Consider the following 24,235-nt stretch of genomic DNA (forward strand, 5'->3'; position numbering starts at 1 on the left):
CCGCCGCCGAATCGATGCAGCACCAGGCGCATAACCTGGCGCAAGTCGTCAGCGTATTCAAACTGAATGGCCAGCAGGCCAGTGTCAGCGGTTTGAAGGGGATGAAACGTCCGATGGCAAAAGAGCAGAAGCAAGCGTTGCGGATCGGCCGTGCGGCTTAAGTTGCTTACCCCGTAAAAGCTGGGGTCGTACCCTGGAGGGTACGACCCCGGTATTTAGGACTCTGGGGTAAGGTTTGCAACCGCCATCTGCGACAGTTTGTCCGCCTCGCCATTGCGGTGGCGCGGCAGCCAGCGCAAGCTGACCTCATTGAATTGTTCCAGCAGGGCCACTACGGTGGCCCTTTGCGTTTCCAGTCCTTTGGCGCCGACCGGCGTCGTTCCCAGCACGTCGTTGATCACCACCTGGCTGTCGCCGAACAGCAGCAACTGCACGGGCGGCGGGCGCACCTTGAGTGCCGCTTGCAGCACGGCCGTCAGGGCCGCGTATTCCGCGTCGCTGCTGCTGCCATAGCCAGCCGACTCGCTCACTTCGATGCGTTCGCCGTTCGGCCCCAGCAGCAGTGCGCCTATGCCCAGTTTGCCCGGATTCGGGTGGGCGGAACCGTCGAACCAGCCGCGCCAGGCCAGCGGGCCGCCGTGGTCCTGGCGGCTGAGCGCCAGCTGCGCGCGGCGCGCCTGCATCTTGGCTTCCTTGCGTGCTTTGCGCGCCTGCGCCTCCGCCGTCATGGCTTGATCAGGAAGGTGTCGATGAGGCTGGCTACCCAGCACGCCACCAGGACGCCCACGGCCACTGTCATGGCCGGGCCGTCATTGGCGGACAGCGCATCGACCTTTTCCACGATCAGCTGCACGTCGAGGGGCAGGGCGCCGCTGTCGATCTGTGCCATTACCTGGTCCAAACGTGCCATGATCTGGCGTAATACGAGCACGAGCGCGACCAGGGCCGGCACGAGGAAGAGGCAGCCGCGCGCCTTGCGTTTCAATACAAAATGCCCGCTGCCGGGAAACACGAGACCCGACAGCAGCAGGGCGAGATTACGTTTGGAAAGGTGGGAGCCGCTCATGCGTGCCTTTGTGAGAAGAAAGAGCGGCTCATCATACTATTGCCAGCCGAATTTGCGCAGATACACGCGCTTCATGAACGTTGTCAGCACCGTGTAGCAGACGAGGATGCCCAGCAGCCATGGGAAATATCCGAGCGGCAAGGCTTGCAGCTTGAAGTAGGTCGCCAGCGGACCCATCGGCAGGAAGACGCCCACGGCCATGATGGCGGTGGTGGCCACCAGCAGGGGCACGGATGCGATGCTGTCGATGAACGGCAGCTTGGGCGTGCGGATCAGGTGCACGATCAAGGTTTGCGTCAGCAGCCCCACGACGAACCAGCCGGACTGGAACAGTGTCTGCTGCTCGGGCGTATTGGCGCCGAACACATGCCACATCAGGATAAACGTGCTGATGTCGAAGATCGAGCTGATGGGTCCGAAGAACACCATGAAGCGGCCGATGTCGCGCGGATTCCAGCTCAGCGGCTGCTGGATCAGCTCGGCATCGACATTGTCGAACGGGATGGCGATCTGCGACACGTCGTACAGCAGGTTTTGCACCAGCAAGTGCAGCGGCAGCATCGGCAAAAACGGCAAAAAGGCGCTGGCCACCAGTACGGAAAACACATTGCCGAAGTTCGAGCTGGCCGTCATGCGGATGTATTTGAGCATGTTGCTGAAGGTGCGCCGGCCTTCCAGCACGCCTTCTTCCAGCACCATCAGGCTCTTTTCCAGCAGGATGATGTCGGCCGCTTCCTTGGCGATATCGACGGCCGAATCGACGGAAATGCCGATGTCGGCCGCGCGCAGGGCGGGCGCGTCGTTGATGCCGTCACCCATGAAGCCGACGATATGGCCATTGCCGCGCAGCGCGCGCACGAGGCGCTCCTTGTGCAGCGGGCTGAGCTTGGCAAACACGGTGTTGTCCTCTGCCGCCTGCGCCAGGGTGGCGTCGTCCATGTCATCGAGCTGCTGGCCTTGCAGCACGCCATGCACGGCCAGGCCCACTTCGCGGCAGATCTTCGCCGTCACGAGGTGGTTGTCGCCCGTCAAGACTTTCACGGTCACGCCGTGTTCGGCCAGCGCGCGCAGGGCGGGTGCCGTCGATTCCTTCGGCGGATCGAGGAAGGCCACGTAGCCGATCAGGGTCAGCGCCGTTTCATCGGCCACGCCATACACGGTTTTATGCGGCGGCACTTCCTTGACTGCCACTGCCACTACGCGCAAGCCTTCCGCATTGAGGCCATGCGTGGTTTCCAGCACCTTATCCAGCAGGGCAGGATCGAGCGGAATGTTCACGCCACCGAGGCGCAAATGGCTGCAGGCGGCGAGAATTTCCTCGACGGCGCCCTTGCAGATCAGCTCATGATGATCATTTTTTTCGGAAACGACGACGGACATGCGGCGGCGCACGAAATCGAACGGGATTTCATCGACTTTCACATAATCGCGGGCCAGCTGCATTTCCGTCTGCAATTCCACATGGTCGAGCACGGCGCGGTCCAGCAGATTTTTCAGGCCGGTCTGGTAGTGGCTGTTCAGATAGGCAAATTGCAGCACTTCATCGGACGGTTGGCCGAACACGTCCGTGTGACGCTCAAGCACGATCTTGTCTTGCGTCAAGGTACCCGTCTTGTCGGTGCACAGCACGTCCATGGCGCCGAAGTTCTGGATCGCATCGAGGCGCTTGACGACGACTTTCTTTTTCGACAGTTTCACGGCGCCCTTGGCCAGGGTACTGGTGACGATCATGGGCAGCATTTCCGGCGTCAGGCCGACGGCCACCGACAGCGCGAACAGAAACGCTTCCATCCAGTCGCCCTTGGTCCAGCCATTGATGAGGAACACGAGCGGCGCCATCACGAGGGCGAAGCGGATCAAGAGCCAGCTGACGCTGTTCACGCCCGCCTCGAACGCCGTCGGCGTGCGCTCGGTGGCCGTCACTCTCGTGGCGATGGTGCCAAAATACGTGCGGTTGCCCGTGGCCAGGACCAGCGCCGTGGCGGCGCCCGAAATTACGTTCGTGCCCATGAACAGCAAATTGGCCAGTTCCATCGGGTCTTTGCCATGGGCGTCGGCCAGCTCGGCCATCTTTTCCACCGGCAAGGATTCACCGGTCATGGCGGCCTGGCTGACGAACAGGTCTTTCGCGGACAGCAGACGGCAATCGGCGGGGATCATGTCGCCGGCCGACAGCACGATGATGTCGCCCTGCACCAGCTGGCGGATCGGCAGCTCGCTTTGCTGGCCATTGCGCAGCACGGTGGCCGTATTGCTGACCATGGCTTTCAGGCGCTCGGCGGCGCGGTTCGAGCGGCCTTCCTGCACGAAACGCAGCAAGGTCGACAGGATCACCATGGTGCCGATGACGATGGTCGCCTTTGGATCTTCCGTCAGGTAGGACACGATGGCCAGCACGGTGAGCAGCAGGTTGAACGGATTCTTGTAGCACAGCCACAGGTGCTGGTACCAGGCCAGCGGCTTTTCATGCTCGACCTCGTTCGGGCCCGTTTGCGCGCCGATGACTTGCGCCTCGGCATCGCGCAAGCCTTCGACGCGCGTGTGCAGGCGGTTCAGGGCGCTGTCGAGGTCTTCATGGGCGGCGGCCAGCAGCTGGCGCGCCAGGTGGTCGGGCACGGGGCGGGCCGTGCTGTTTTCCAGCGGCATGGCGCGGCGGCGGAAATGACCGGCCGTATGGCGTTTGCGCAGGAACGATTCGAATAAGCGGGTGAAGAGATTCATGGCTCTTCCTTTCACGGCGAGGTGTTGACGGGCGGCGCAGCCGCAGGCAAGACTTGCGTGCCGCCGACGCAACATGGCGAACCATGACGCAGGCGGGCAATCCGGGTCAGTAGCCGGTCGCGATCGGAAAGAGGGAGGAGGCGCGCAGCCGGACTGGCCGCGCGAGACACCGCACCTTGCTCAGCAAGGCACGGAGGAAAGAGAGTTCCGCGTTGCTTGCTGTTTAGCTGCCGAGGCAATCACCGATACAAGATCGGCTACTGTCACTAGAACAAGTACCCACGTGGGACTCCGTAAATGAATAATGAGGGCATCTTATGGATGGGCTGCAAGAGTGTCAACTGAAGAAATCTTAGGTTTCCAAAGTGTAATGTTGACGTCAAGGTGCCTGCAATTGCGCGAGCGCCCGCGCCACACCGAGCGATGGGCTCGACAGCACCGGCACGCCCAGTTCCTGCAGTGCCTGCGCTGCCGGCGCCATCGACGCTTGCGCCAGCACGATCACGTCGGCCGCCGGCGTGGCTGTCATTATGCAGCCGGTGATGGCGCCGATATACGCCGCGTGATCGCCAGCCTGGAAGTGCGTCCACGCGCCTTCGGCCAGCAGCGACTGCAACTGGATAGGCCTGTCCAGCGCGGCAGCCGATTCCTGCAACAGGCGCGTGGTGGGCGCCAGCGTGCTGGCCAAGGCCGCCACGACCAGGATGCGCGGGCCTGCCAGCACGGCGGTATCGGCCATGGCGCGGTCGATGCGCATGGCGGTGTAGCGTCCGCCGGTCGGCGTGCGTTCGGCGGCGGCTCCGATGGTGGAGCACGTGCAGACCACGACGGCCGCCCCGTTGGCAGCGGCAGCCGCCATGGCGGCGTGGATGCGCCGTTCCAGCGCGGCCTCGTCGGCGCCGGCTTGCTGCGCCGCCGCCAGCAACGCTTCATCCACATGGTGTTCGGCGACCATGCCTGGCGCCTGCGTATCGAGAAGGCGCGCGAAGCTGGCCACATGCACGGGAGACGTGTGCAGGAAGGAAATGAATGATGTCATGAGGAAGGCGTAGCCGTTTGCGCCATCGCCAGTGAATCGGACAATATCTGCCACAGGGCTGCATGGCGCTGCTGCAGCGCGGCGCCGCCCGCGTAGATCAGTTCCACGTGCAGGCTGTCGACGATGCCCAGGTAGGCTTGCGCATACAGGTCGACGCGCTGCGGCGCCAGGGCAGGCGCCAGGCGGCCCAGGCTGGCCACGTAATGTCGCTGCAATTGCGCAAGCAAGGCTTCATAGCCCGTGCCGACTTCGATGCGCAAGGGCGCGGGCGGTAAATATGCCGTGCGCAGCAAAAAGCGCAGGTGGGCCGACTCCGCGTAGCGCTGCGCCATGCGGTCGCAATACAGGGCGCCGGCCTGCAGGCCGCCGGGCGCCGTCAGCGCCGCTTCGTCGGCGAAGCAGCTATCCATGAACGCTTGTTCCTCGGCCAGCGCGTCGGCAAACACGTCGAGGAAGAGGGCGTCCTTGCCGGCGAAGTGCGAATACAGCGAAGCCTTGCGCATGCCCGCCTGTTCGGCGATGTAGCTGAGCGACGAGGCGTCGTAGCCGTGTTCGGAAAAATGCAAGACGGCGACGGCGCAGATGTTATCGGCCGAGGCCGAACGTTTCTTCATATGAGGGTAGTGATTGGGTGAAGCGTCAGTGCGCTCCCAGGCTGCCGGCATGGACCGGATGGATGCGCGCAGTGGCCAGGGTCAGCCATGATACCAGCAGGCCGGCCACGGTCAAGAACAGCAGCCAGGGCAGCGGCCCCCATTCGGACAGACTGGCCGCCAGCGGCGTGGCCAAGGACGATAAGGTCATCTGGATGGCGCCCAGCAGGGCGGCCGTGGAGCCGAGTGCGCGCTGCTGCGAACCCATGGCCATGGCCATCAGCGCCGCTTCCGCGATGCCCAGGCCAAACAGGGCCACGAACATGCCCGGCACGACGGCGGCGATGCCCGCTCCCGCCCACGCGCCCAGCAGGGCCAGTGCCGCACCGCCCAGCATGGCCACGCTGCCCGCCACGCTCAGGCGCGCCACGCCATGCTTTTCCACCATCCGGCCGCTGGCCATGGCACCGAGCAGCACGGCCACGCCTGTCGCGCCAAAGACGAGGCCGAAACTGCTGGCGGACAGGCCGAAATCGCGCTGGTACACGAGCGACGCGCCGCCGATATACGCGAACAGGAAAAAGAACGTGGCTGACAGGGCCAGCGCGGGCAGCAGGAAGGCGCGGTCCTGTGCGATGCGCGCATAGGTGCGGTGCATGCCTTGCGGCGAAACGCGGCGGGCACGGGGCAGTGTTTCCGGCAGGAACAGCGCGCTATTGAGCAGGGTCAAGGCGCCCAGCGCGGCCAGGGCCAGCATCACGGCGCGCCAGCCGTAGTGCGCGTCGAGCAAGCCGCCCACGGCCGGCGCCAGCACGGGCGCCAGACCGACAATGGTCATCAACAGGGCAAACAGCTGCGCCGCTTTGACCCCATCGGCCACGTCGCGCACCATGCTCATCACCACGACCAGGGTCAGCGCCGCACCCAGGCCCTGCAAGGTACGCGCCAGCAGCAAGGTGCTCAATTGATCCGCCTGCGACGCCCATACGGCCGCCACGATGTAGACGGCGATGCCGGCCAGGAGCGGACGGCGCCGGCCCAGCATGTCGGTGAGCGGCCCGCACAGCAATTGGCCTGCGCCGAGGGCCAGCAGGAAGACGGTCAGGCTCAGCTGCACATTCGCATACGAGGTGTGCAGCTCGCGCGCCATGGCGGGCATCGAGGCCAGGTACATGTCGATGCCTGCCGGACCAAGCACGGCCACGAGAGCCAGGGAAGCCGCCAGCCCGAGACTGGCGGCGGGGAGAGTGGTTTGCTGCTGCATTGCGATTCCTTTTATCGTCAAAAAACAGGGCATGGACGCCGCCGTGTTTTTTATTGTACACTTACTGCCTACCGGTAGGTAGCTTGTTCAATCAATGAAAAGGATGAGAGCGATGAAGGAAGAGACAATGACGGGAGAGCTGGCATGACGGAGGTGGGAATCTCGCTCAGCGGCGTTGCCGTGGCGCTGCTGTTTGCCGCCTGGAGTTCGCACCGCGCCCGCTGCGAGCGGCGCGACGTCATATTGCTGACGATACTCGGCACGACCCTAGGGCTGCCGGGCGCCGTCCTGCTGGCGTTGCCGCTAGCGTAGGTCGGATTAGCGGAGCGTAATCCGACAACATTGTTGGCGAGGCCGGTGGTGATGTCGGATTACGCGCTTGCGCGCTAATCCGACCTACGTAGCTGTAGGCGGCGCATAAAAAAACGGCAGACCTTGCGGCCTGCCGTTCTGGTTTAATGCTCCCGGTTTTCGCCAGGATTTTAATTCCTGATTACCGAGTTTCGACGCCTGACAAAACCGTAGCGAGCGTCAGTGATTTGTGGCCGAGAAGCGCAACCGTACTCTAGTACGGTGAGCATCGCCGGCCGCAAAGCGCGACGCGCAGTAGGTTTGGTCTGGCGTTATTCCTCCTCGTACGAACTGATCGGTGCACAACCGCAGAACAGATTGCGGTCGCCGTACACGTTGTCGGCGCGGCCGACCGGCGGCCAGTATTTGCGCTGGCGCAGGGACGCGACCGGATAGGCCGCGATTTCACGGCTGTACTTGCGGTCCCAGCTGTCCGACATCAAGACTTGTGCCGTGTGCGGCGCGTTCCTCAAAGGGTTGTCGTCGTGATCGAATTCACCGCTGGCGACCTTGGCGATTTCCGCGCGGATGGCGATCATGGCGTCGATGAAGCGGTCGATCTCCGCTTTCGATTCGCTTTCCGTCGGTTCGATCATCAGGGTGCCCGGCACGGGGAAGCTCATGGTCGGCGCATGGAAACCGAAGTCCATCAAACGCTTGGCCACGTCTTCGTTGCTGATGCCGGTGGCGTCCGTGATCGGGCGCAGGTCCAGGATGCACTCGTGCGCGACCAGGCCGTCGTGGCCCGAATACAGCACGGGGTAGTGCGGCGCCAGGCGGCGCGCGATATAGTTCGCCGCCAGGATCGCCGTCTCGGTCGCTGCGGTTAATCCCTCTGCGCCCATCATGGCGATGTACATCCACGAAATCGGCAGGATGCTGGCCGAGCCGAATGGCGCGGCGCTGACGGCGCCGATGCCGGCGGCGTCGCGCTGGTAGCCGCTTGAACGCTGGTTCGGCAGGAATTTCGCCAGGTGGGCGCCCACGCCGATCGGGCCGACGCCTGGTCCGCCACCGCCGTGCGGGATGCAGAAGGTCTTGTGCAGGTTCAGGTGCGACACGTCGCCGCCAAACGAGCCGGGAGCGGCCACGCCGACCAGCGCGTTCATGTTGGCGCCGTCGATGTAGACCTGGCCGCCGTGCGAGTGGATGATTTCGCACAGTTCCTGGATGCCTTCTTCAAACACGCCGTGGGTCGATGGGTAGGTGACCATCACGCAAGCCAGGTTGGCGCTGTGCTTTTCCGCTTTCGCTTTCAGGTCGGCCAGATCCACGTTGCCGTTGGCGTCGCAGCTGGTGACGACGACCTGCATGCCGACCATGTTGGCCGATGCGGGGTTGGTGCCGTGTGCCGACGATGGAATCAGGCAGATGTTGCGGTGGCCTTCGCCGCGCGATTCGTGATACGCCTTGATCACCAGCAGACCCGCGTATTCGCCCTGCGAGCCGGCGTTCGGCTGCAGCGAGACGGCCGCGTAGCCGGTCAGCGCGCACAGCATCTCTTCCAGCTGCGAGATCATTTCGCGGTAGCCGACCGTTTGCGCGTCCGGCGCGAACGGGTGGATGTTCGAGAACTCTGGCCAGGTGACGGGAATCATCTCGCTCGTGGCGTTCAACTTCATGGTGCACGAGCCGAGCGGGATCATGGTGCGGTCCAGCGCCAGGTCCTTGTCGGCCAGGCTGCGCAGGTAGCGCAGCATTTCGTGTTCCGAGTGGTAGCTGTTGAAGACCGGGTGGGTCAGGTAGGCGCTTTCGCGCGCCAGGTTGGCCGGCAGCGCGCTGGTCACATTTGCTTCAACGGCGTCCAGGTCCGGGGCGGCAGGCGCGTTGGCCAGGCCGTGCGCGAAGACCTTCCACAGCAGCGCGATATCATCGCGCGTGGTGGTTTCGTCGAGCGACACGCCGACATGGGTGTTGTCGATCTTGCGCAGGTTGACGCCGTGGTGCATGGCCGTCGCGTGCAGCTGCGCCGCATCGGCGACATTGATGGTCAGGGTGTCGAAGTAGCTCGCGTTGACGACGCCATAACCGAGCGTCTTCAGGTTGGCCGCCAGCACGCCCGTAAAGCGGTGCACGCGCTGGGCGATCTGCAGCAGGCCGGCAGGGCCGTGGTAGACGGCGTACATCGAGGCCATCACGGCCAGCAGCACTTGCGCCGTGCAGATATTGGACGTCGCTTTTTCGCGGCGGATATGCTGTTCGCGCGTCTGCAGGGCCAGACGATACGCCTTGTTGCCTTGCGCATCGACGGTCACGCCGACCAGGCGGCCCGACATATTGCGCTTGAATTCATCGCGCGTGGACAGATAGCCTGCGTGCGGGCCGCCGAAACCGAGCGGCACGCCGAAGCGCTGGCTGTTGCCGACGACGACGTCGGCGCCCCATTCGCCCGGTGGCGTGAGCATGGTCAGGGCCAGCAGGTCTGCCGCGACGATGACCATGGCGCCATTCGCATGCAGTTTTTCCACGCCGGCGCGGTAGTCGCGCACGACACCGTTCACGCCAGGGTATTGCAGCAGCACGCCGAAACAGGCGTCGAGCGACTCGATTTCAGCCGGGTCGAACGTACGCACCTCGATGCCGATCGGCTGGGCGCGCGTCTGCACCACTTCCAGGGTTTGCGGCAGCACGTCGTTGGCGACGTACAGCACGTTCGACTTCGACTTGCCCACGCGCTGGATCAGCGTCATCGCTTCGGCGGCGGCCGTGCCTTCGTCCAGCATCGAGGCGTTCGAGATGCCCATGCCGGTCAGGTCCGTGATCACTTGCTGGAAGTTCAAAATCGCTTCCAGGCGGCCTTGCGAAATCTCTGGCTGGTAAGGCGTGTATGCCGTGTACCAGGCCGGGTTTTCAAAGATGTTGCGCAACACGACGCCAGGGGTGAACGTGTTGTAGTAGCCCTGGCCGATCAGGGATTTTAGCACCTGGTTCTTGCCGGCGATGGCTTTCAGGCGCGACAGGGCTTCCTGTTCCGGCATCGGCTGCGAGTACGCGCCCAGGGGCAGGGCGCCCTTGTTGCGGATGTTGGCCGGTACCAGGGCATCGATCAGCGCGGCGCGCGATGGATAGCCGAGGGTCGCCAGCATGGCTTGCTGTTCGGTGGCGGAAGGGCCGATGTGGCGGGCGATGAAGGCATCGCGTGCTTCGAGTTGGGTCAGGCTGGTGCGGGTCATGATATAGAGGCCAAAAAAGACTGAAAAACCGGGATGCGGCGCGCGGGCGCGGCGCCGGGGCATAGCTACAAAATTAAATGCAAACGGGCCGCAAACGCGGCCCGTGAGTCAAACGCGATTACGCGCTGGTGGTGGCGCCATAGGCGGCAGCGTCGAGCAAGCCGTCCAGGGCCGACACGTCGGCTGGCTTGATCTTGAACAGCCAGTTGGCGTAGGCGTCGGCGTTGATCGATTCAGGCGCATTGACCACGTCGTCGTTGACGGCCACGACTTCGCCCGACAGCGGCGCATAGATGTCGCTTGCCGCCTTGACCGATTCCACCACGGCGGCGTCGTCGCCGGCGGTGAAGGTGGCGCCGACGTCAGGCAGTTCGACAAAGACGATGTCGCCCAGCGCATCCTGCGCGTACTCGGTGATGCCGACGGTGATCGTGCCGTCGGCTTCCAGGCGTACCCATTCGTGGGAAGCGGTGTACTTCAGGTCTGCAGGAATGTTCATGTGTGGCTCCAGATGGTAAATGTTCGTTATTGATTATGGTTGTACGGTCTTGCGGGCGGCTCTATAAATACGCTTACGCAGCCAGGATTTTACCGTTACGCACGAAAGGCAGCTTGACTACCGAGGCGGCCAGCTGCTTGCCGCGGATTTCCACGTGCACGGTGTCGCCCACGTTGACGCCGTTGGGCACGCGCGCCAGGGCAATTGCTTCCTGCATGGTCGGGCTGAAGGTGCCGCTCGTGATTTCGCCTGTTTGCTCGTTACCAGCGATGATGACTTTCTGGTGGGCGCGCAGCACGCCGCCTTTTTCACGCAGGATCAGGCCGACGAATTGCGCGTTCTGGCCTTTGGCCAGCAGGGCGGCCTTGCCGATGAAGTCACGCTCGCTGACCAGGTCGATCGTCCATGCGAGGCCCGCGTCGAGCGGGTTGACGGTTTCATCCATGTCCTGGCCGTACAGATTCATGCCCGCTTCCAGACGCAGGGTGTCGCGCGCACCGAGGCCGGCCGGCTTGACGCCAGCGGCGATCAATGCATTCCACAGCGCTTCCACCTGGGTGGCGGCCACGCCGATTTCAAAACCGTCTTCGCCCGTGTAGCCGGTGCGCGCCAGCATGACTTCGCCGAAAGCCGTGTCCTTGACGATGACGACGTTGAACGGCTTGATGGTTTCGGACGCGGCTTGCGTTTCTGGCAGCACTTGCCACACCTTGGCGCGCGCGTTCGGACCTTGCACGGCCACCAGGGCCATGGCGTCGTTGCCGTCGCGGCGCTGCGTGATCGTCAGGCCGCTGTTGGTGCCGGTATTTTGCTGCTGCATCCAGGCCACGTCTTTTTCAGCCGTGCCCGCGTTGACGACGAGGCGGAACCAGTTTTCATTGAAGAAGTAGACGATCAGGTCATCGATGACGGTACCTTCGGCATTCAACATGCACGAGTACAGGGCCTTGCCCGACACTTGCAGCTTGTCGACGTTATTGGCCAGCAAGCCGCGCAGGAAGGCGCGCACGTTCGGACCTTCGATATCGACCACGCACATATGGGACACGTCGAACATGCCGGCGTCGCCGCGCACGGCGTTGTGTTCTTCGATTTGCGAACCGTAGTTGACAGGCATGTCCCAGCCGCCGAAATCGACCATGCGGGCGCCGAGGGCACGGTGGGCGTTGTTGAGTGGGGTCGCTTTGAGCGTCATGGATTCCTCGGGACGAAGGTAAAGGGGGAGTTAACAAAACATAGAATAGCCAAACACGGCTTTCCAGCGTGATCACTGACCCCCCTGTCCTTTGTACCTGAGAGATTACGGGGGCTTGCCCCGTGCGCCCCTTCGGTGGGCCGCCGGCAATAGCCGCGGCCGCTCTCCAGAGTTGAGCTAAAGATGTTGCCAAAGCAACAGCTTCAGTCCGCCTGATCGGTCCTTTTGCCTGAGAGTTTTTGGGTAGTGCCCCTTCGGCGGCAACGCTGGGTTGCCCTCTCCCGATCAAGTGGGAGGAATATATGCCAGCGGGGTGTTTCTGTCAATCTGAAAAGACGTTGCCAAATTGCAGCAAAAGCCCCGGTTTGCGGGGCTGGGAGGGGCGCTGGCCCGTTGCAAAAGGGCGCCCGGCCGCGCGGGAATGCGCTATGATGAAATCCTGGCTTTCTTGCGGGTGCCTGCCATGAACACGACACAAAGCGAGACACAAAACAACACCGAGCAGCACGGTTACTTTACCCTCTCGGGCGACGTCAACAGTGACATGGTGCGGCGCGTCTTCAACGCCGTGGCCGACATCACGGAAGACAAGCTCACCACCGCACACATTTTGATCCAGTCCAACGGCGGCTATGTCAGCGATGGCATCTGTCTGTACAACTTCCTCAGCAAGTTGCCGCTCGACATCATTACCTACAACGCAGGCGCCGTGGCGTCCATCGCCGTCACCCTGTTCCTGGCGGGGCGGCAGCGCCACGCCAGCGACACGGCCCGCTTCATGGTGCACAAGTCGCATGCGACGGCCTCGCCCGGTTCGCGTCCCGATGCGCTCAGCATCATCGTCGAGGGCTTGCGCGCCGACGACATGCGCACCGAGCGCATCCTGCGCGGCCACGTCAACCTGACGCAAGAGCAGTGGCAGGTGCATGCGTATTCCGACCTGCACCTGACGGCCGACCAGGCGCTGGACGTGGGCATGATCGACTCGATCCGCGACTTTGCGCCGCCCAAGGGCAAGCGCCTGACGAATATCTGACGCTCAGGCGGCTGGTCTTGACGAGGAAATTTTGTAATCGAATGTAATTCTTCGCTGCAGCACAGCAAAAGCCGCGCGGAACAGGGCAGAGTCGTGGCATAGTGCAAGCTGATCATGAAATAAGCGCATGCACGATGACTTGGTGGAATGGGATTTCTTTTGCGGCCGACATGTCCGTGATGGGGCCGGCTGGCGTGGCGATTGCCCTGTGGCTGCTCGTGTCGCGCCAGTGGCGTTTGGTGCTCAGCTGGAGCTTGTGGTACGGCGGCGGCCTGGCCCTCGTGGTGCTATCGAAGCTGGCCTTCATGAGCTGGGGCGTGGGCAGCAGCACGCTCGATTTTACGGGTTTCAGCGGCCACGCCATGCGCGCCGGCGCTGTGTTTCCCGTGCTGATGTATGTGCTGTTGCAGCGGGCCGAGCCGCGCTGGCGCCATGCCGGCGTGCTCGTCGGCGTGGCCTTTGCCGTGCTGGTGGCCATTTCCCGCGTGGTCGTGCATGCGCACAGCGTGTCGGAAGCCGTCAGCGGCTGCGTGCTGGGCCTGGCGGTGGCGCTGGGCTTCATGTGGAATGCCCGCGGCGCCGTCAATTTCGCCGTCAGCCATGCGCTGGCCCTGGCCAGCTTGGCGTTGATGGTGGTGCTGAGCTTTAAGGCCGAACCCATGCCGACCGAACAATGGCTGCAAAAACTGGCCCTGGTGCTGTCCGGCCACGAGCGCGTTTTTTCGCGTGCGGACTGGAAACTGGCGCAGGATGGCCGTCCTGCCCGCTGATCCGCTGCCAACCGGCGCCTGGCGCCGCTGTTTTTTGGCCAGAAAAGCATCAGGAAATGGTATGATGAACCACTTTTTTTGCGGTGCATGGCCAGACAGCCGTCGCGATGCTGCATCTGAACTGAATATGAACCGGGTTCACCCATAATATAACCGCCAGCATAGGCCAGGAACTCTAAAACACGTGCGTCTCTCTTCCATCAAGTTGTCGGGATTTAAGTCTTTCGTCGATCCCACCAATTTCCAGGTGCCAGGCCAGCTCGTGGGCGTGGTCGGGCCGAATGGCTGCGGCAAGTCGAACATCATCGACGCCGTGCGCTGGGTGCTGGGCGAATCGAAAGCGTCGGAATTGCGCGGCGAATCGATGCAGGACGTCATTTTCAACGGCTCCACCCACCGTAAACCAGCCGGGCGCGCTTCCGTGGAACTGGTGTTCGACAATAACGATGGCAAGGCGTCCGGCCAGTGGGGCCAGTACGCCGAGATCGCCGTCAAGCGCACCCTGACGCGCGACGGCACGTCCACCTATTACATCAATGGCCAGCCCGTGCGCCGGCGCGACATCCAGGATATCTTCCTTGGCACGGGCCTCGGTCCGCGCGCCTACGCCATCATCGGCCAGGGCATGATTTCGCGCATCATCGAATCGCGCCCGGAAGAATTGCGCGTTTTCCTCGAAGAAGCGGCCGGTGTCTCCAAATACAAGGAACGCCGCCGCGAGACGGAAAACCGCCTGCAGGACACGCGCGAGAATTTGCTGCGCGTGGAAGACATCTTGCGCGAACTCAACGCCAACCTGGAAAAGCTGGAAGCGCAGGCGGCCGTGGCCACCCGTTTCCACGCCTTGCAGGCGGACCAGGAAGAAAAGCAGAAACTGTTGTGGCTGCTGCGCAAGAACGAGGCGCAAAACGAACAGACGCGCTATTTCCGCGAAGTGGAACAGGCGCAGACGGACCTGGAAGAGCAGACGGCCAAGCTGCGCAACGTGGAACTGACCCTCGAGCAGATGCGCCAGGCGCACTTTGCCGTGGGCGACCGGCTGCATACGGCGCAAGGCCATCTGTACCAGACGAATGCGGAAATCGGCAGCCTGGAGGCGCAGATCAAGTTCGTCATCGAATCGCGCGCCCGCCTGCAGGCGCAGCTGGCCACATTGACTGCCCAGCGCGACCAGTGGACGCAGCAGGGTAGCGAATACCAGGAACAGATCGAAGAGGCGGAATTCCACCTCGAGGAACTGGCTGCCAAGGTGGAACAGTCGCAAATGATGGCCGAGCAGAAGGGCGAGCAATTGCCCGAACTCGACGCCGCCTGGCGCGCCGCACAAAACAAGAGCACGGAATCGCGCGCACGGATCATGCAGGCACAGCAGCAGCTGGAACTGGAATCGGCGCACCAGCGCAACGCCTCGAACATCCTGGCCAGCCTGTTGACGCGCCGCGAGCGCCTGCAGCAGGAAAAGAACAGCCTGAGCCTGCCCGACAGCAGCCACCTGGAAAACCTGAAACTGCAGCTGGAAGAAAAGCAGCAAACCCTGGAAGAGCAGGGCTTTTACCTGGAAGAGGCGCTGGAGCAGCAGCCGAAGCTGGAGCAGGAACGGATGGAGGCGCAGGCGCAGGTGAATGCCGAAACGGCTGCCAACGCCCAGCTGGAAGCGCGTCTTTCCGCCTTGAAACAATTGCAGGAACGGGTACAAACCCAAGGCAAGGTTCAGCCATGGCTGAAAAAGCACGAACTCGACACCTTGCCGCGTTTGTGGCAAAAGCTTCAGATCGAAGCGGGCTGGGAAGCGGCCATGGAATCGATCTTGCGCGAGCGTACGTCGGCTCTGCAACTGTCGAACATCGACTGGGCCAAGGCCTTCTTTGCCGATGCGCCACCAGCCAAGCTGGCCCTGTACGCGCCGTCGACCGTGGCGCCGCTGCCGCAACCGGAAGTGCCGGGCCTCAAGCCTTTCCTGAATTTGCTCAAACTCAACGATCCGGGCTTGCGCGGCTTGCTGCAGGATTGGCTGTACAACGCCTATGCCGTGGAAGACGCGGCCGAAGCGCTGGCCGAACGTAGTAAATTGCCGCCGGGCGGCTATTTCGTCACGCGCGCCGGTCACGTGGTCACGGCCACCAGCGTGCGCTTCTATGCGGCCGATTCGGAGCAGGAAGGCATGCTGGGCCGCCAGCAGGAAATCGAGAATATCGGCAAACAGTTGCGCGCCCAGCAATTGCTGGCCGAAGAGGCGCGCGCCCGTTCCGTGCGGGCCGACGCGGCCGTCGCCACCTTGACGCGCAACCTGTCCGACTTGCGACTCCGCATACAGCAGCTTACTTCCTCCGTGCATACCTTGCAGCTGGACGTGGTGAAACTGTCGGAAGTGGAAGCGCGCTTCAACCAGCGCAGCACGCAGATCGGCGCCGACCTGGCGGAGATTGCCGCACAGGAAGCGGAACAGCAGCAGATCAAGGCGGAATCGGAAGAGAAATTCGAACAGCTGGACATGGAGCTGGGCAACTTGCAGGAAGCGCACGAAGACGGCCATACGGACTTCCTGCAGAAGGAACAGCGTCTGGCGGAGGCGCGCGAAGCCTTGCGCGACCTGGAGCGGGCCGCCAAGGATACGGAATACGCGGAAAAAGCCCACCGCGCGAAGATCGAGGAGTTGCGCCGCAATATCGCCACGGCCGGTACGCAGGCCCAGCAAGTGACGGCCAGCCTGCAGGCGGGCGAACTGGAACTGGCCAACCTGGAAAGCGGCGCGGCCGCCGACGGCTTGCAGGACTTGCTCGAGCGCCGCACCACGCAGGAGCGGGCGCTGGCCGACGCGCGCCACGAACTCGATCAAATTACGCAGCAGCTGCGCCTGTCCGAAGATGCACGCACGCAATCGGAACGCAGCTTGCAGCCGCAGCGCGACAAGATCATGGAAATGCAGCTCAAGGAACAGGCCGCGCGCCTGAACCAGGAGCAATTCGCCCAGCAATTGCTGGAATCGGGCGCCGATGAAGCGGCCCTGACGGAAAAACTGCATCCGGACATGCGCCCATCGTATCTGCAGGGCGAAGTCACGCGTCTGACCAATGCCATCACGGCCCTGGGCGCCGTCAACCTGGCCGCGCTGGACGAGCTGGCGCAGGCATCCGAGCGCAAGAATTTCCTCGACGCCCAGAATGCCGACCTGACGGAAGCGATCAACACGCTGGAAGACGCGATCCACAAGATCGACAAGGAAACGCGCGACTTGCTGCAAGACACGTTCGACAAGGTCAACCATCACTTTTCCGAGCTGTTCCCGATCCTGTTCGGCGGCGGCCAGGCGAAACTGACCATGACGGGCGACGAGATTCTCGATTCCGGTGTACAAGTCATGGCGCAGCCTCCCGGCAAGAAAAATGCCACCATCCACCTGTTGTCCGGTGGAGAGAAGGCGCTGACCGCGACCGCATTGGTGTTTTCCATGTTCCGCCTGAATCCGGCGCCGTTCTGCCTGCTCGACGAAGTCGATGCACCGCTGGACGATTCGAACACGGAACGCTTCTGCCGCATGGTCAAGCGCATGTCCGACCAGACCCAATTCCTTTTCATTTCGCATAACAAGATTGCGATGGAAATGGCCCATCAATTGATCGGTGTGACGATGCAGGAGCAGGGCGTATCGCGCATCGTGGCGGTGGACATGGAGTCCGCCGCAAATTTTGCAACCGAGGCACAAGCAGCATGACAGACCTTCAAATTACCTTGTTCGGCGCCGGCGGCGTCTTTATCGTCGGCGTTTTCTCGTACAACAAATGGCAGGAATACAAGGCCAAGAAAAGCGTGGAACGGGCTTTTTCCACCGACCACGACGACGTGCTGATGCGCGAAGGCGATGCGCCCGCAATGGAAGCCCAGGAACCCGTGCTGCGCCAGGAGCCGCGCTTTGACGCCGCGCCCGCCGCCAAGGCCGAACCGTCGTTCGGCGCACCGCCAGCGGCGCCCGTGCCCGACGCACCCGTGCATGCGGAACCATCATTGGGTGGTGCCGGCATCGAAGCGCCTGCCGCGGCCCCTGCCGCGCCGGTACAGCAAGACGTCAGCGCCGCCAGCGAACAGGCGACCAGCCTGGTCGACCCGCTCATCGATTGCCTGCTGCCTTTGTCGCTGGAAGCGCCCGTGCGCGGCGACAAGATCCTGCCCGTGCTGCAAACCCTGCGCCTGGTGGGCAACAAACCCGTGCACTTCATCGGCCTGCATGTGAATGGCGACTGGGAACCGATCACGCATGGCGGTGTCTACACCAAGATGCAGGGCGGCGTGCAGCTGGCCAGCCGCAGCACGGCCTTGAATGAACTCGAATACTCGGAACTGGTCACGCGCCTGCGTGGTGTAGCGGACGAGATCGGCGCCGAGCCGGAAGTGCCGGACATGATGGAAGTGATGGCCGAAGCGCGCAATCTGCACCGTTTTGTTGCCGGCCACGACGCCCAGCTGGGCGTGAACCTGCACACGAATGGCGCACCATGGGCCATTTCCACCTTGCTGTTCGCGCTGGAAAAACAGGGCTTTGACGTGCGTCCGGACGGCCGCTTCGTCATGCCGGACGGCGAAGGCGGCTATCTGTTCTCGCTGTCGACGAATGTCACCCTGGCCGAGGAAACGACGCCCCGTTTGACCCTGCTGCTGGACGTGCCATGCGTGGCGCCTGCGCGCGACGGTTTTGGCGCCATGGTCGCTTGCGCGAAGGCACTGGTGGGACGCCTCGACGCCACCATCGTCGACGATTACAACCAGGCCCTGTCCGATGCGGCGCTGGCCGAGATCGCCGGCCAGGTGCAAGAGTTTTACCAGGAAATGGACGCGGCCGACATTCCGGCCGGTTCCACCCGCGCCCTGCGTTTATTTAGCTGAAGAATCCCGCAACAATGACTGATCCGATCAACCAGGACGCCGCCGCCCGCGTCCTGGCACTCACGGCCGAACTCAATCGGCATCTGCACGCCTACCACGTGCTCGACAATCCCACCATCCCCGACGCCGAGTACGACAAGCTGTTCGTCGAACTGCAGGTGTTGGAAGCGACCCATCCCGACTTGCGCACGCCCGATTCGCCCACCTTGCGCGTGGGGGCGGCACCGTTGCCGCAATTCGAGCAAGTCACGCACACGGTGCCGATGTTGTCGCTGAACAATGGTTTCTCTGATGACGACATCGTCAATTTCGACCGCCGCGTGCGCGAAGGCCTGGGCCTCGATGCGCAGGACGTCGCGTATGCTGCCGAAGTGAAATTCGATGGCTTGGCCATCAACCTGCGCTATGAAAACGGCCTGTTCGTGCAGGCGGCCACGCGCGGCGACGGCGCCACGGGCGAAGACGTGACGGCGAATATCCGCACGATTTCCGGCATCCCGCTGCGCCTGCATGGCGACAAGATTCCAGCCTTGCTCGACGTGCGCGGCGAAGTCATGATGTTCAAGGGCGATTTTGCCCGCCTGAACGAACGCCAGCGCGAGGCAGGGCAGAAGGAATTTGCCAACCCGCGCAATGCGGCCGCCGGCAGCCTGCGCCAGCTCGATTCGCGCATCACGGCGCAGCGCAAGCTGCGTTTCTATGCCTACGGCATCGGCGCCCTCGATGGCGCCGCCATGCCGGCCTCGCATTCGGCCTTGCTGGACTGGTACGAGACCCTGGGCATCCCCGTGTCAAAAGAGCGCAAGGTGGTGCGGGGTGCGCAGGGCTTGCTGGCCTACTACGCCGATATCGGCGCGCGCCGCCCCGCCTTGCCGTATGAAATCGACGGCGTCGTCTACAAGGTGAACGCGACGGAAGACCAGCAGGAGCTGGGTTTTGTCTCGCGCGCACCGCGTTTTGCGCTGGCGCACAAGTTTCCCGCCGAAGAGGCGCTGACACAGGTGCTGGGCATCGATATCCAGGTCGGCCGCACGGGCGCCATGACGCCCGTGGCGCGCCTGGCGCCCGTCTCCGTGGGCGGCGTGACGGTGACCAACGCCACCTTGCACAATGAAGATGAAGTGCTGCGCAAGGATGTGCGCGTGGGCGATACCGTCGTCGTGCGCCGCGCCGGCGACGTCATTCCTGAAGTGCTGAGCGTGGTACTGGAAAAACGCCCGGAACCTGCGCCGCTGCCGTTCAAGATGCTCGAAGCGTGCCCCGTCTGCGGCTCGCACGTGGTGCGCGAAGAGGGCGAAGCCATCGCCCGCTGCTCGGGCGGCTTGTTCTGCTCGGCGCAGCGCAAGGAAGCGTTTCGTCATTTCGCGGGCCGCCGCATGATGGACATCGAAGGCCTGGGGGAACGTTATATCGATACCTTGGTCGAACTCGAATACGTGCATGGCCTGGCTGACCTGTACAGCCTTACCCTCGATAAATTGCTGGAAATGAAGTTGCGCGCCGACGAACGTGACGGTTCGACGCCGGAAACAGTGCAACAAGGCAAGATTCCCACCAAGTGGGCGGAAAACCTGCTGGCCGGCATCGAGGCGAGCAAGCGCCCGCCGCTCGAACGTTTCCTGTTCGCGCTGGGCATCCGCCACGTGGGCGAATCGACGGCGAAGACTCTGGCCGAGTGGCTGGGTAGCCTGGCGTATGTGCGGCAAGCGCCGGCGGCATTGCTGCGCGTGCTGCCCGACATCGGCGGTACAGTGGCCGAATCGATTGCCGATTTCTTCGCCGAGGAAAAGAATCAGCAGGCGCTGCAGGCATTGCTGGACGCTGGCGTCACGCCGCAGGGCGAACACGCGCCTAGCGCCAAGCTGCGCACGCAGCTTGAGGAAACCAAATTGCTGGCGGCCATCGGCATCCCGAAACTGACGGAGCCGCGCAGCAAGCAACTGGTGGAGCGGGGCGTCACCCTGGCCAGCCTGGCGGCGCAAGGCGCCAGCTTCCACGCGGGCTTGCCGGCTGCCGTGGCCGAAGCGCTGGCGCAGTGGCTGGCCGATGAGAGCAATGTCAAGCTGCTTGGTCAACTGGACGCCCTGCGAAATGAATTAATGTCACAATTGCCTGAAATGCCAGCCGCTGGCGGCAAGCTGGACGGCAAAACCTTCGTCTTGACGGGCACGTTGCCCAACATGAGCCGCGACGAAGCTGCGGAGCTGATCGAGGCGGCCGGCGGCAAGGTCAGCGGTTCCGTGTCGAAGAAAACCGGTTATGTCGTGGCCGGATCGGATGCTGGCAGCAAGCTGGCCAAGGCCCAGGAACTGGGCGTGGCCATACTCGACGAGGCTGGTTTGCTGGCCTTGCTCGCGCAAGACTAATCATTTAAATATTACAGAAGACCCATGAAAAAAATCAGAAAAGCAGTCTTTCCCGTCGCCGGCCTGGGCAGCCGTTTCTTGCCTGCGACCAAGGCGCAACCGAAGGAAATGTTGCCCATCGTTGACAAGCCATTGATCCAGTACGCGGTGGAAGAAGCCGTGGCGGCGGGCATCACGGAAATGATCTTCATCACGGGCCGCAACAAGCGCGCCATCGAAGACCATTTCGATACGGCCTATGAGCTCGAGTCGGAACTGGAAGCGGCCGGCAAGCGCCAGTTGCTCGAGATGGTGCAAAACGTCATTCCCAAGCATATCAACTGCATTTACATCCGCCAGTCGGCGCCGCTGGGCCTGGGGCATGCCGTGCTGTGCGCCCGTCCCGTGATCGGCGACGAGCCGTTTGCCGTCTTGCTGGCCGACGACTTCATGGACGTGGAAGAGGGCGTGCGCCCCGTGCTGGCGCAGATGACCGATGTCTTCCAGTATGAAAATTGCTCGCTGCTGGCGGTGCAGGACGTGCCGCGCGCGGAAACCAAGCAGTACGGTATCGTGTCGGCAAAGAATTATCAGCACGATCTGGAACTGGTCTCGGCCATCGTGGAAAAGCCCTCGCCGGAAGAGGCGCCATCGACCCTGGCCGTGGTGGGCCGTTATGTGCTGACCAGCCGTGTCTTTAATCACCTGGAAAATATCGGCACGGGCGCCGGCGGCGAGATCCAGCTGACGGACGGCATCGCCGCCCTGATGCGCGAAGAGCGCGTGCTCGCTTACCGCTACCAGGGGCAGCGTTATGATTGCGGCTCCAAGCTGGGTTATCTGAAGGCCACGACGGCAATGGGTATGAAACATCCGGAAACGGGTGCGGCCTTCCGCACCTACCTGCAAGAACTGCAATCGGCACTGGAAGCAAAATGACCGTACGTGAAATCCTCAAGTTGGGCGATCCGCGCCTGCTGCGGATGGCCGAGCCCGTGCGTGAATTCGATACGCCCGAACTGCATGCCTTGATCGCCGACATGTTCGACACCATGCATGCAGCCAATGGCGCGGGCCTGGCGGCGCCGCAGATCGGCGTCAACCTGCAGCTGGTGATCTACGGCTTCAAGCAAAATCTGCGCTATCCGGACGCGCCGCAAGTGCCGGAAACCGTGCTGATCAACCCTGTGCTGACGCCTTTGTCTGAACGCAAGGAAGAGGGTTTCGAAGGCTGTTTGTCCGTGCCCGGCTTGCGCGGCAGCGTGCCGCGCTGGAGCGAGCTGCACTACGAAGGAGTGGACCAGTTCGGCCAGCCCATCAGCCGCGATTGCGACGGCTTCCATGCGCGCGTGGTGCAGCATGAAGTGGATCACCTGCACGGGATTCTGTATCCGATGCGTATCGTCGACTTCACGCAGTTCGGTTATACGGAAGTGATGTTTCCGGACCTCGATCCAAACGACGACGACTGATCGGCACCTGAGAAAACGCCCATGGCGGCGTTGCATTGCCTCGCCGTACTATTCGTACTGTCTTCGGCAATGCGCCTTGCCCTGAGCGTTTTTCAGGCACCTCGTACTTGTGACTATCAAACAAAAAAAATGGCCGCGCAGCAATCAGCTGGGCGGCCATTTTTTATATGTGAAGCAAACCTAGCGCACCTTGCGGTTGCTGCCCAGGTTATCGAGCAAGTTCTTCAACTCATCCTGCATGGCATCCGTCAGGTTCAGGAAGCGGCAGCCGATCTGTACCTGTTCGCCCAGCAGGAAGGAGCGGAAGGTGCGCGACAGGCGGATTTCCAGGTCGGCGATCATGACCTTGTTCGGCCCCAGTTCCAGGCGCACGCGCGACAGCTTGCGGCCCACGTACAGGCCGACCGTGTCGCGCGGATGGGCGCGCATGCCGATGCCGCCGGCCGAGAAATCGTACAGCTGCAGCTCATACGGACGCCCCTCGAGCACGAAAGCGGCCAGGTAGTACACGCCCAGCGGCGTTTCCAGGCGCGTCGATTCGCGCCGTTCCAGCACCAGGCAATGACTGGGGAAGTTCGTCAGGTAGACGTTGGGACGGTCGGGATACGCTTGCCATTCGCCATTGATGGTAAATTGCAGCTTGGCGCTTTGCACCCACGACACAAACGTGGCGGCACCGTCTGGCAGGGTCGCGCCTTCATTGAGTTCCAGCACGAATTGCGGCAAGTCATCGTCGACGGACAGGATGCGCGCCAGGATGACGTCTTCGCCGCCCGCCGGGTAGATGGAAATGGCGTCGCCGTTGTCAGCCAGGCTGCACAGGGTTTCACCGATATCCCATGGATCGCTCATATGGTGCGGCTTGGTGCCGGGGGCCATCGGCTCGGCCACGTCAGCCAGGCTGGGCGCGCCCTTGCGCAGGGGATTGGGAATGGGATCGTTCACGACAGCGTATCTCTTCTGTTCTAATGGGGAATAGTGTATAGGTTTAAGGCAATATTTACTAAGTAAATCACAATAATTGATTTTATATCACTATATTCCTGTTGCTTATGTGGCCTGGCATGCCAGGCGGGCGCTTAGAATTGCTCGTCAGCGCTCAGGTAACGCCATTGGCCGGTCGGCAAGTCGCCCAGTTTGACCTTGCCAATGCGCACGCGTTTCAATCCCAGCACTTTCAGGCCGACGGCTTCGCACATGCGGCGGATCTGGCGTTTCTTGCCTTCGCGCAGGGTAAAGCTCAGCTGGTCTTCATTTTGCCAGCGCACCTTGGCCGGCAGCAGCGGCTTGCCGTCGAGCCACAGGCCGTGGTTGAGCTTTTTCAGTTCGCTGTCGGGCAGGGTGCCGCCCTTGGTGTAGCTCACGCGCACCAGGTATTCCTTGTCGATATCGGTATCGTGGCCGATCAGCTGCTTGGCCACGCGGCCGTCCTGCGTCAAGACCAGCAAGCCGACGGAATCGATGTCCAGGCGGCCGGCGGCCACCAGGCTGCGCAGCTGGGTCGGGTGGAACTGTTCCGGGCTGCGGTCTTCCGCCCAGCGGTTTTCCGCCTTGATCAGGGCCACGGCGGGCGTGTAGCCGTCTTCGGCCTGGCCGCTGACGTAGCCGACCGGTTTGTTGATCAGCACGGTGACCCGCTTCGATTGCTCGGCCGCCGCCTGGCGTTCCACGGTGACTCTCTGGCTCGGGTAGACCTTGCTGCCCAGCTCGGACACCACCTTGCCATCCACGCGGACCCAGCCGCGGGCGATCCATTCATCGGCTTCGCGGCGCGAGCACAGGCCCAGTTCGGACATGCGTTTGGACAAGCGTAATAATTCTTCGGTCATGTTG

The 24,235-nt window shown here is 62.7% G+C and carries 19 protein-coding genes and 2 riboswitches; of the genes, 8 read left to right on the forward strand and 11 right to left on the reverse strand.

Features of this window, described 5'->3' with window-relative positions:
- Positions 1-215 precede the first annotated feature (215 nt).
- The 6 genes from JAB6_RS18260 to JAB6_RS18285 form a co-directional block, all read right to left on the reverse strand.
- Positions 216-728, reverse strand: a complete 513-nt coding sequence (locus JAB6_RS18260) for a ribonuclease HI family protein (RefSeq protein WP_034752294.1) — start codon at positions 726-728, stop codon at positions 216-218.
- The gene (locus tag JAB6_RS18265; RefSeq protein ID WP_034752292.1) at positions 725-1,066 is read right to left on the reverse strand and encodes a hypothetical protein; all 342 of its coding nucleotides are present in this window, start codon (positions 1,064-1,066) and stop codon (positions 725-727) included. The genes JAB6_RS18260 and JAB6_RS18265 overlap by 4 nt, the downstream gene beginning before the upstream one ends.
- A gap of 36 nt (positions 1,067-1,102) precedes the next feature.
- On the reverse strand, positions 1,103-3,787 hold the full coding sequence (gene mgtA, locus JAB6_RS18270; RefSeq protein WP_070304001.1) for a magnesium-translocating P-type ATPase: 2,685 nt from the start codon (positions 3,785-3,787) through the stop codon (positions 1,103-1,105).
- Positions 3,788-4,166: 379 nt separating this feature from the next.
- Entirely contained in the window at positions 4,167-4,826 is a 660-nt protein-coding gene (locus JAB6_RS18275; RefSeq protein WP_070304002.1) for an Asp/Glu/hydantoin racemase, read from the reverse strand.
- A complete protein-coding gene (locus tag JAB6_RS18280; RefSeq protein ID WP_070304003.1) occupies positions 4,823-5,440 on the reverse strand; it encodes a TetR/AcrR family transcriptional regulator in 618 nt (205 codons plus the stop codon). Before JAB6_RS18280 ends, JAB6_RS18275 begins: the two co-directional genes overlap by 4 nt.
- Positions 5,441-5,465: 25 nt before the next feature.
- Entirely contained in the window at positions 5,466-6,683 is a 1,218-nt protein-coding gene (locus JAB6_RS18285) for a Bcr/CflA family efflux MFS transporter (RefSeq protein ID WP_070304004.1), read from the reverse strand.
- 144 nt (positions 6,684-6,827) lie between these two features.
- Here JAB6_RS18285 and JAB6_RS29385 point away from each other — a divergent pair, with 144 nt between their 5' ends.
- Positions 6,828-6,995: a hypothetical protein gene (locus tag JAB6_RS29385; protein WP_175444571.1), complete on the forward strand. Its 168-nt coding sequence runs from the start codon at positions 6,828-6,830 to the stop codon at positions 6,993-6,995.
- 311 nt (positions 6,996-7,306) lie between these two features.
- Here the strand turns inward: JAB6_RS29385 and gcvP are convergent, their stop codons facing one another.
- The 3 genes from gcvP to gcvT all read right to left on the reverse strand — a co-directional run bounded on the left by gcvP (position 7,307) and on the right by gcvT (position 11,901).
- The gene (gene gcvP / locus JAB6_RS18290; protein WP_070304027.1) at positions 7,307-10,207 is read right to left on the reverse strand and encodes an aminomethyl-transferring glycine dehydrogenase; all 2,901 of its coding nucleotides are present in this window, start codon (positions 10,205-10,207) and stop codon (positions 7,307-7,309) included.
- A 118-nt stretch (positions 10,208-10,325) separates the two neighbouring features.
- A complete protein-coding gene (gene gcvH, locus JAB6_RS18295; RefSeq protein WP_034752282.1) occupies positions 10,326-10,706 on the reverse strand; it encodes a glycine cleavage system protein GcvH in 381 nt (126 codons plus the stop codon).
- A gap of 73 nt (positions 10,707-10,779) precedes the next feature.
- Positions 10,780-11,901: a glycine cleavage system aminomethyltransferase GcvT gene (gene gcvT / locus JAB6_RS18300; RefSeq protein ID WP_070304005.1), complete on the reverse strand. Its 1,122-nt coding sequence runs from the start codon at positions 11,899-11,901 to the stop codon at positions 10,780-10,782.
- A 74-nt stretch (positions 11,902-11,975) separates the two neighbouring features.
- Positions 11,976-12,081: riboswitch (glycine riboswitch) on the reverse strand.
- A 27-nt stretch (positions 12,082-12,108) separates the two neighbouring features.
- Positions 12,109-12,195: riboswitch (glycine riboswitch) on the reverse strand.
- Between the two features lie 169 nt (positions 12,196-12,364).
- Here gcvT and JAB6_RS18305 point away from each other — a divergent pair.
- From JAB6_RS18305 to def, 7 genes are all read left to right on the forward strand, one after another.
- Positions 12,365-12,937: an ATP-dependent Clp protease proteolytic subunit gene (locus JAB6_RS18305; RefSeq protein ID WP_034752378.1), complete on the forward strand. Its 573-nt coding sequence runs from the start codon at positions 12,365-12,367 to the stop codon at positions 12,935-12,937.
- Between the two features lie 134 nt (positions 12,938-13,071).
- Positions 13,072-13,707 (forward strand): phosphatase PAP2 family protein, encoded by a 636-nt coding sequence (locus tag JAB6_RS18310; protein ID WP_235194236.1) that lies wholly within the window; start codon positions 13,072-13,074, stop codon positions 13,705-13,707.
- Positions 13,708-13,891: 184 nt separating this feature from the next.
- Positions 13,892-17,419 (forward strand): chromosome segregation protein SMC, encoded by a 3,528-nt coding sequence (gene smc, locus JAB6_RS18315; RefSeq protein WP_083292794.1) that lies wholly within the window; start codon positions 13,892-13,894, stop codon positions 17,417-17,419.
- Positions 17,416-18,585: a cell division protein ZipA C-terminal FtsZ-binding domain-containing protein gene (locus JAB6_RS18320; RefSeq protein ID WP_070304007.1), complete on the forward strand. Its 1,170-nt coding sequence runs from the start codon at positions 17,416-17,418 to the stop codon at positions 18,583-18,585. Before smc ends, JAB6_RS18320 begins: the two co-directional genes overlap by 4 nt.
- A 14-nt stretch (positions 18,586-18,599) precedes the next feature.
- Positions 18,600-20,951: an NAD-dependent DNA ligase LigA gene (gene ligA, locus JAB6_RS18325; protein ID WP_070304008.1), complete on the forward strand. Its 2,352-nt coding sequence runs from the start codon at positions 18,600-18,602 to the stop codon at positions 20,949-20,951.
- Positions 20,952-20,975: 24 nt separating this feature from the next.
- On the forward strand, positions 20,976-21,869 hold the full coding sequence (gene galU, locus JAB6_RS18330; protein ID WP_070304009.1) for a UTP--glucose-1-phosphate uridylyltransferase GalU: 894 nt from the start codon (positions 20,976-20,978) through the stop codon (positions 21,867-21,869).
- Positions 21,866-22,402 (forward strand): peptide deformylase, encoded by a 537-nt coding sequence (def, locus tag JAB6_RS18335; RefSeq protein ID WP_070304010.1) that lies wholly within the window; start codon positions 21,866-21,868, stop codon positions 22,400-22,402. Before galU ends, def begins: the two co-directional genes overlap by 4 nt.
- Before the next feature lie 180 nt (positions 22,403-22,582).
- Here def and JAB6_RS18340 read toward each other — a convergent pair whose 3' ends face one another.
- Both JAB6_RS18340 and JAB6_RS18345 read right to left on the reverse strand, forming a co-directional pair.
- The gene (locus JAB6_RS18340) at positions 22,583-23,347 is read right to left on the reverse strand and encodes a flagellar brake protein (protein WP_083292796.1); all 765 of its coding nucleotides are present in this window, start codon (positions 23,345-23,347) and stop codon (positions 22,583-22,585) included.
- Between the two features lie 134 nt (positions 23,348-23,481).
- Positions 23,482-24,231 (reverse strand): pseudouridine synthase, encoded by a 750-nt coding sequence (locus JAB6_RS18345; protein WP_034752263.1) that lies wholly within the window; start codon positions 24,229-24,231, stop codon positions 23,482-23,484.
- Positions 24,232-24,235 lie beyond the last annotated feature (4 nt).

This window comes from Janthinobacterium sp. HH104, from assembly GCF_001758715.1.
Classification (GTDB): Bacteria; Pseudomonadota; Gammaproteobacteria; order Burkholderiales; family Burkholderiaceae_D; genus Janthinobacterium; species Janthinobacterium aestuarii.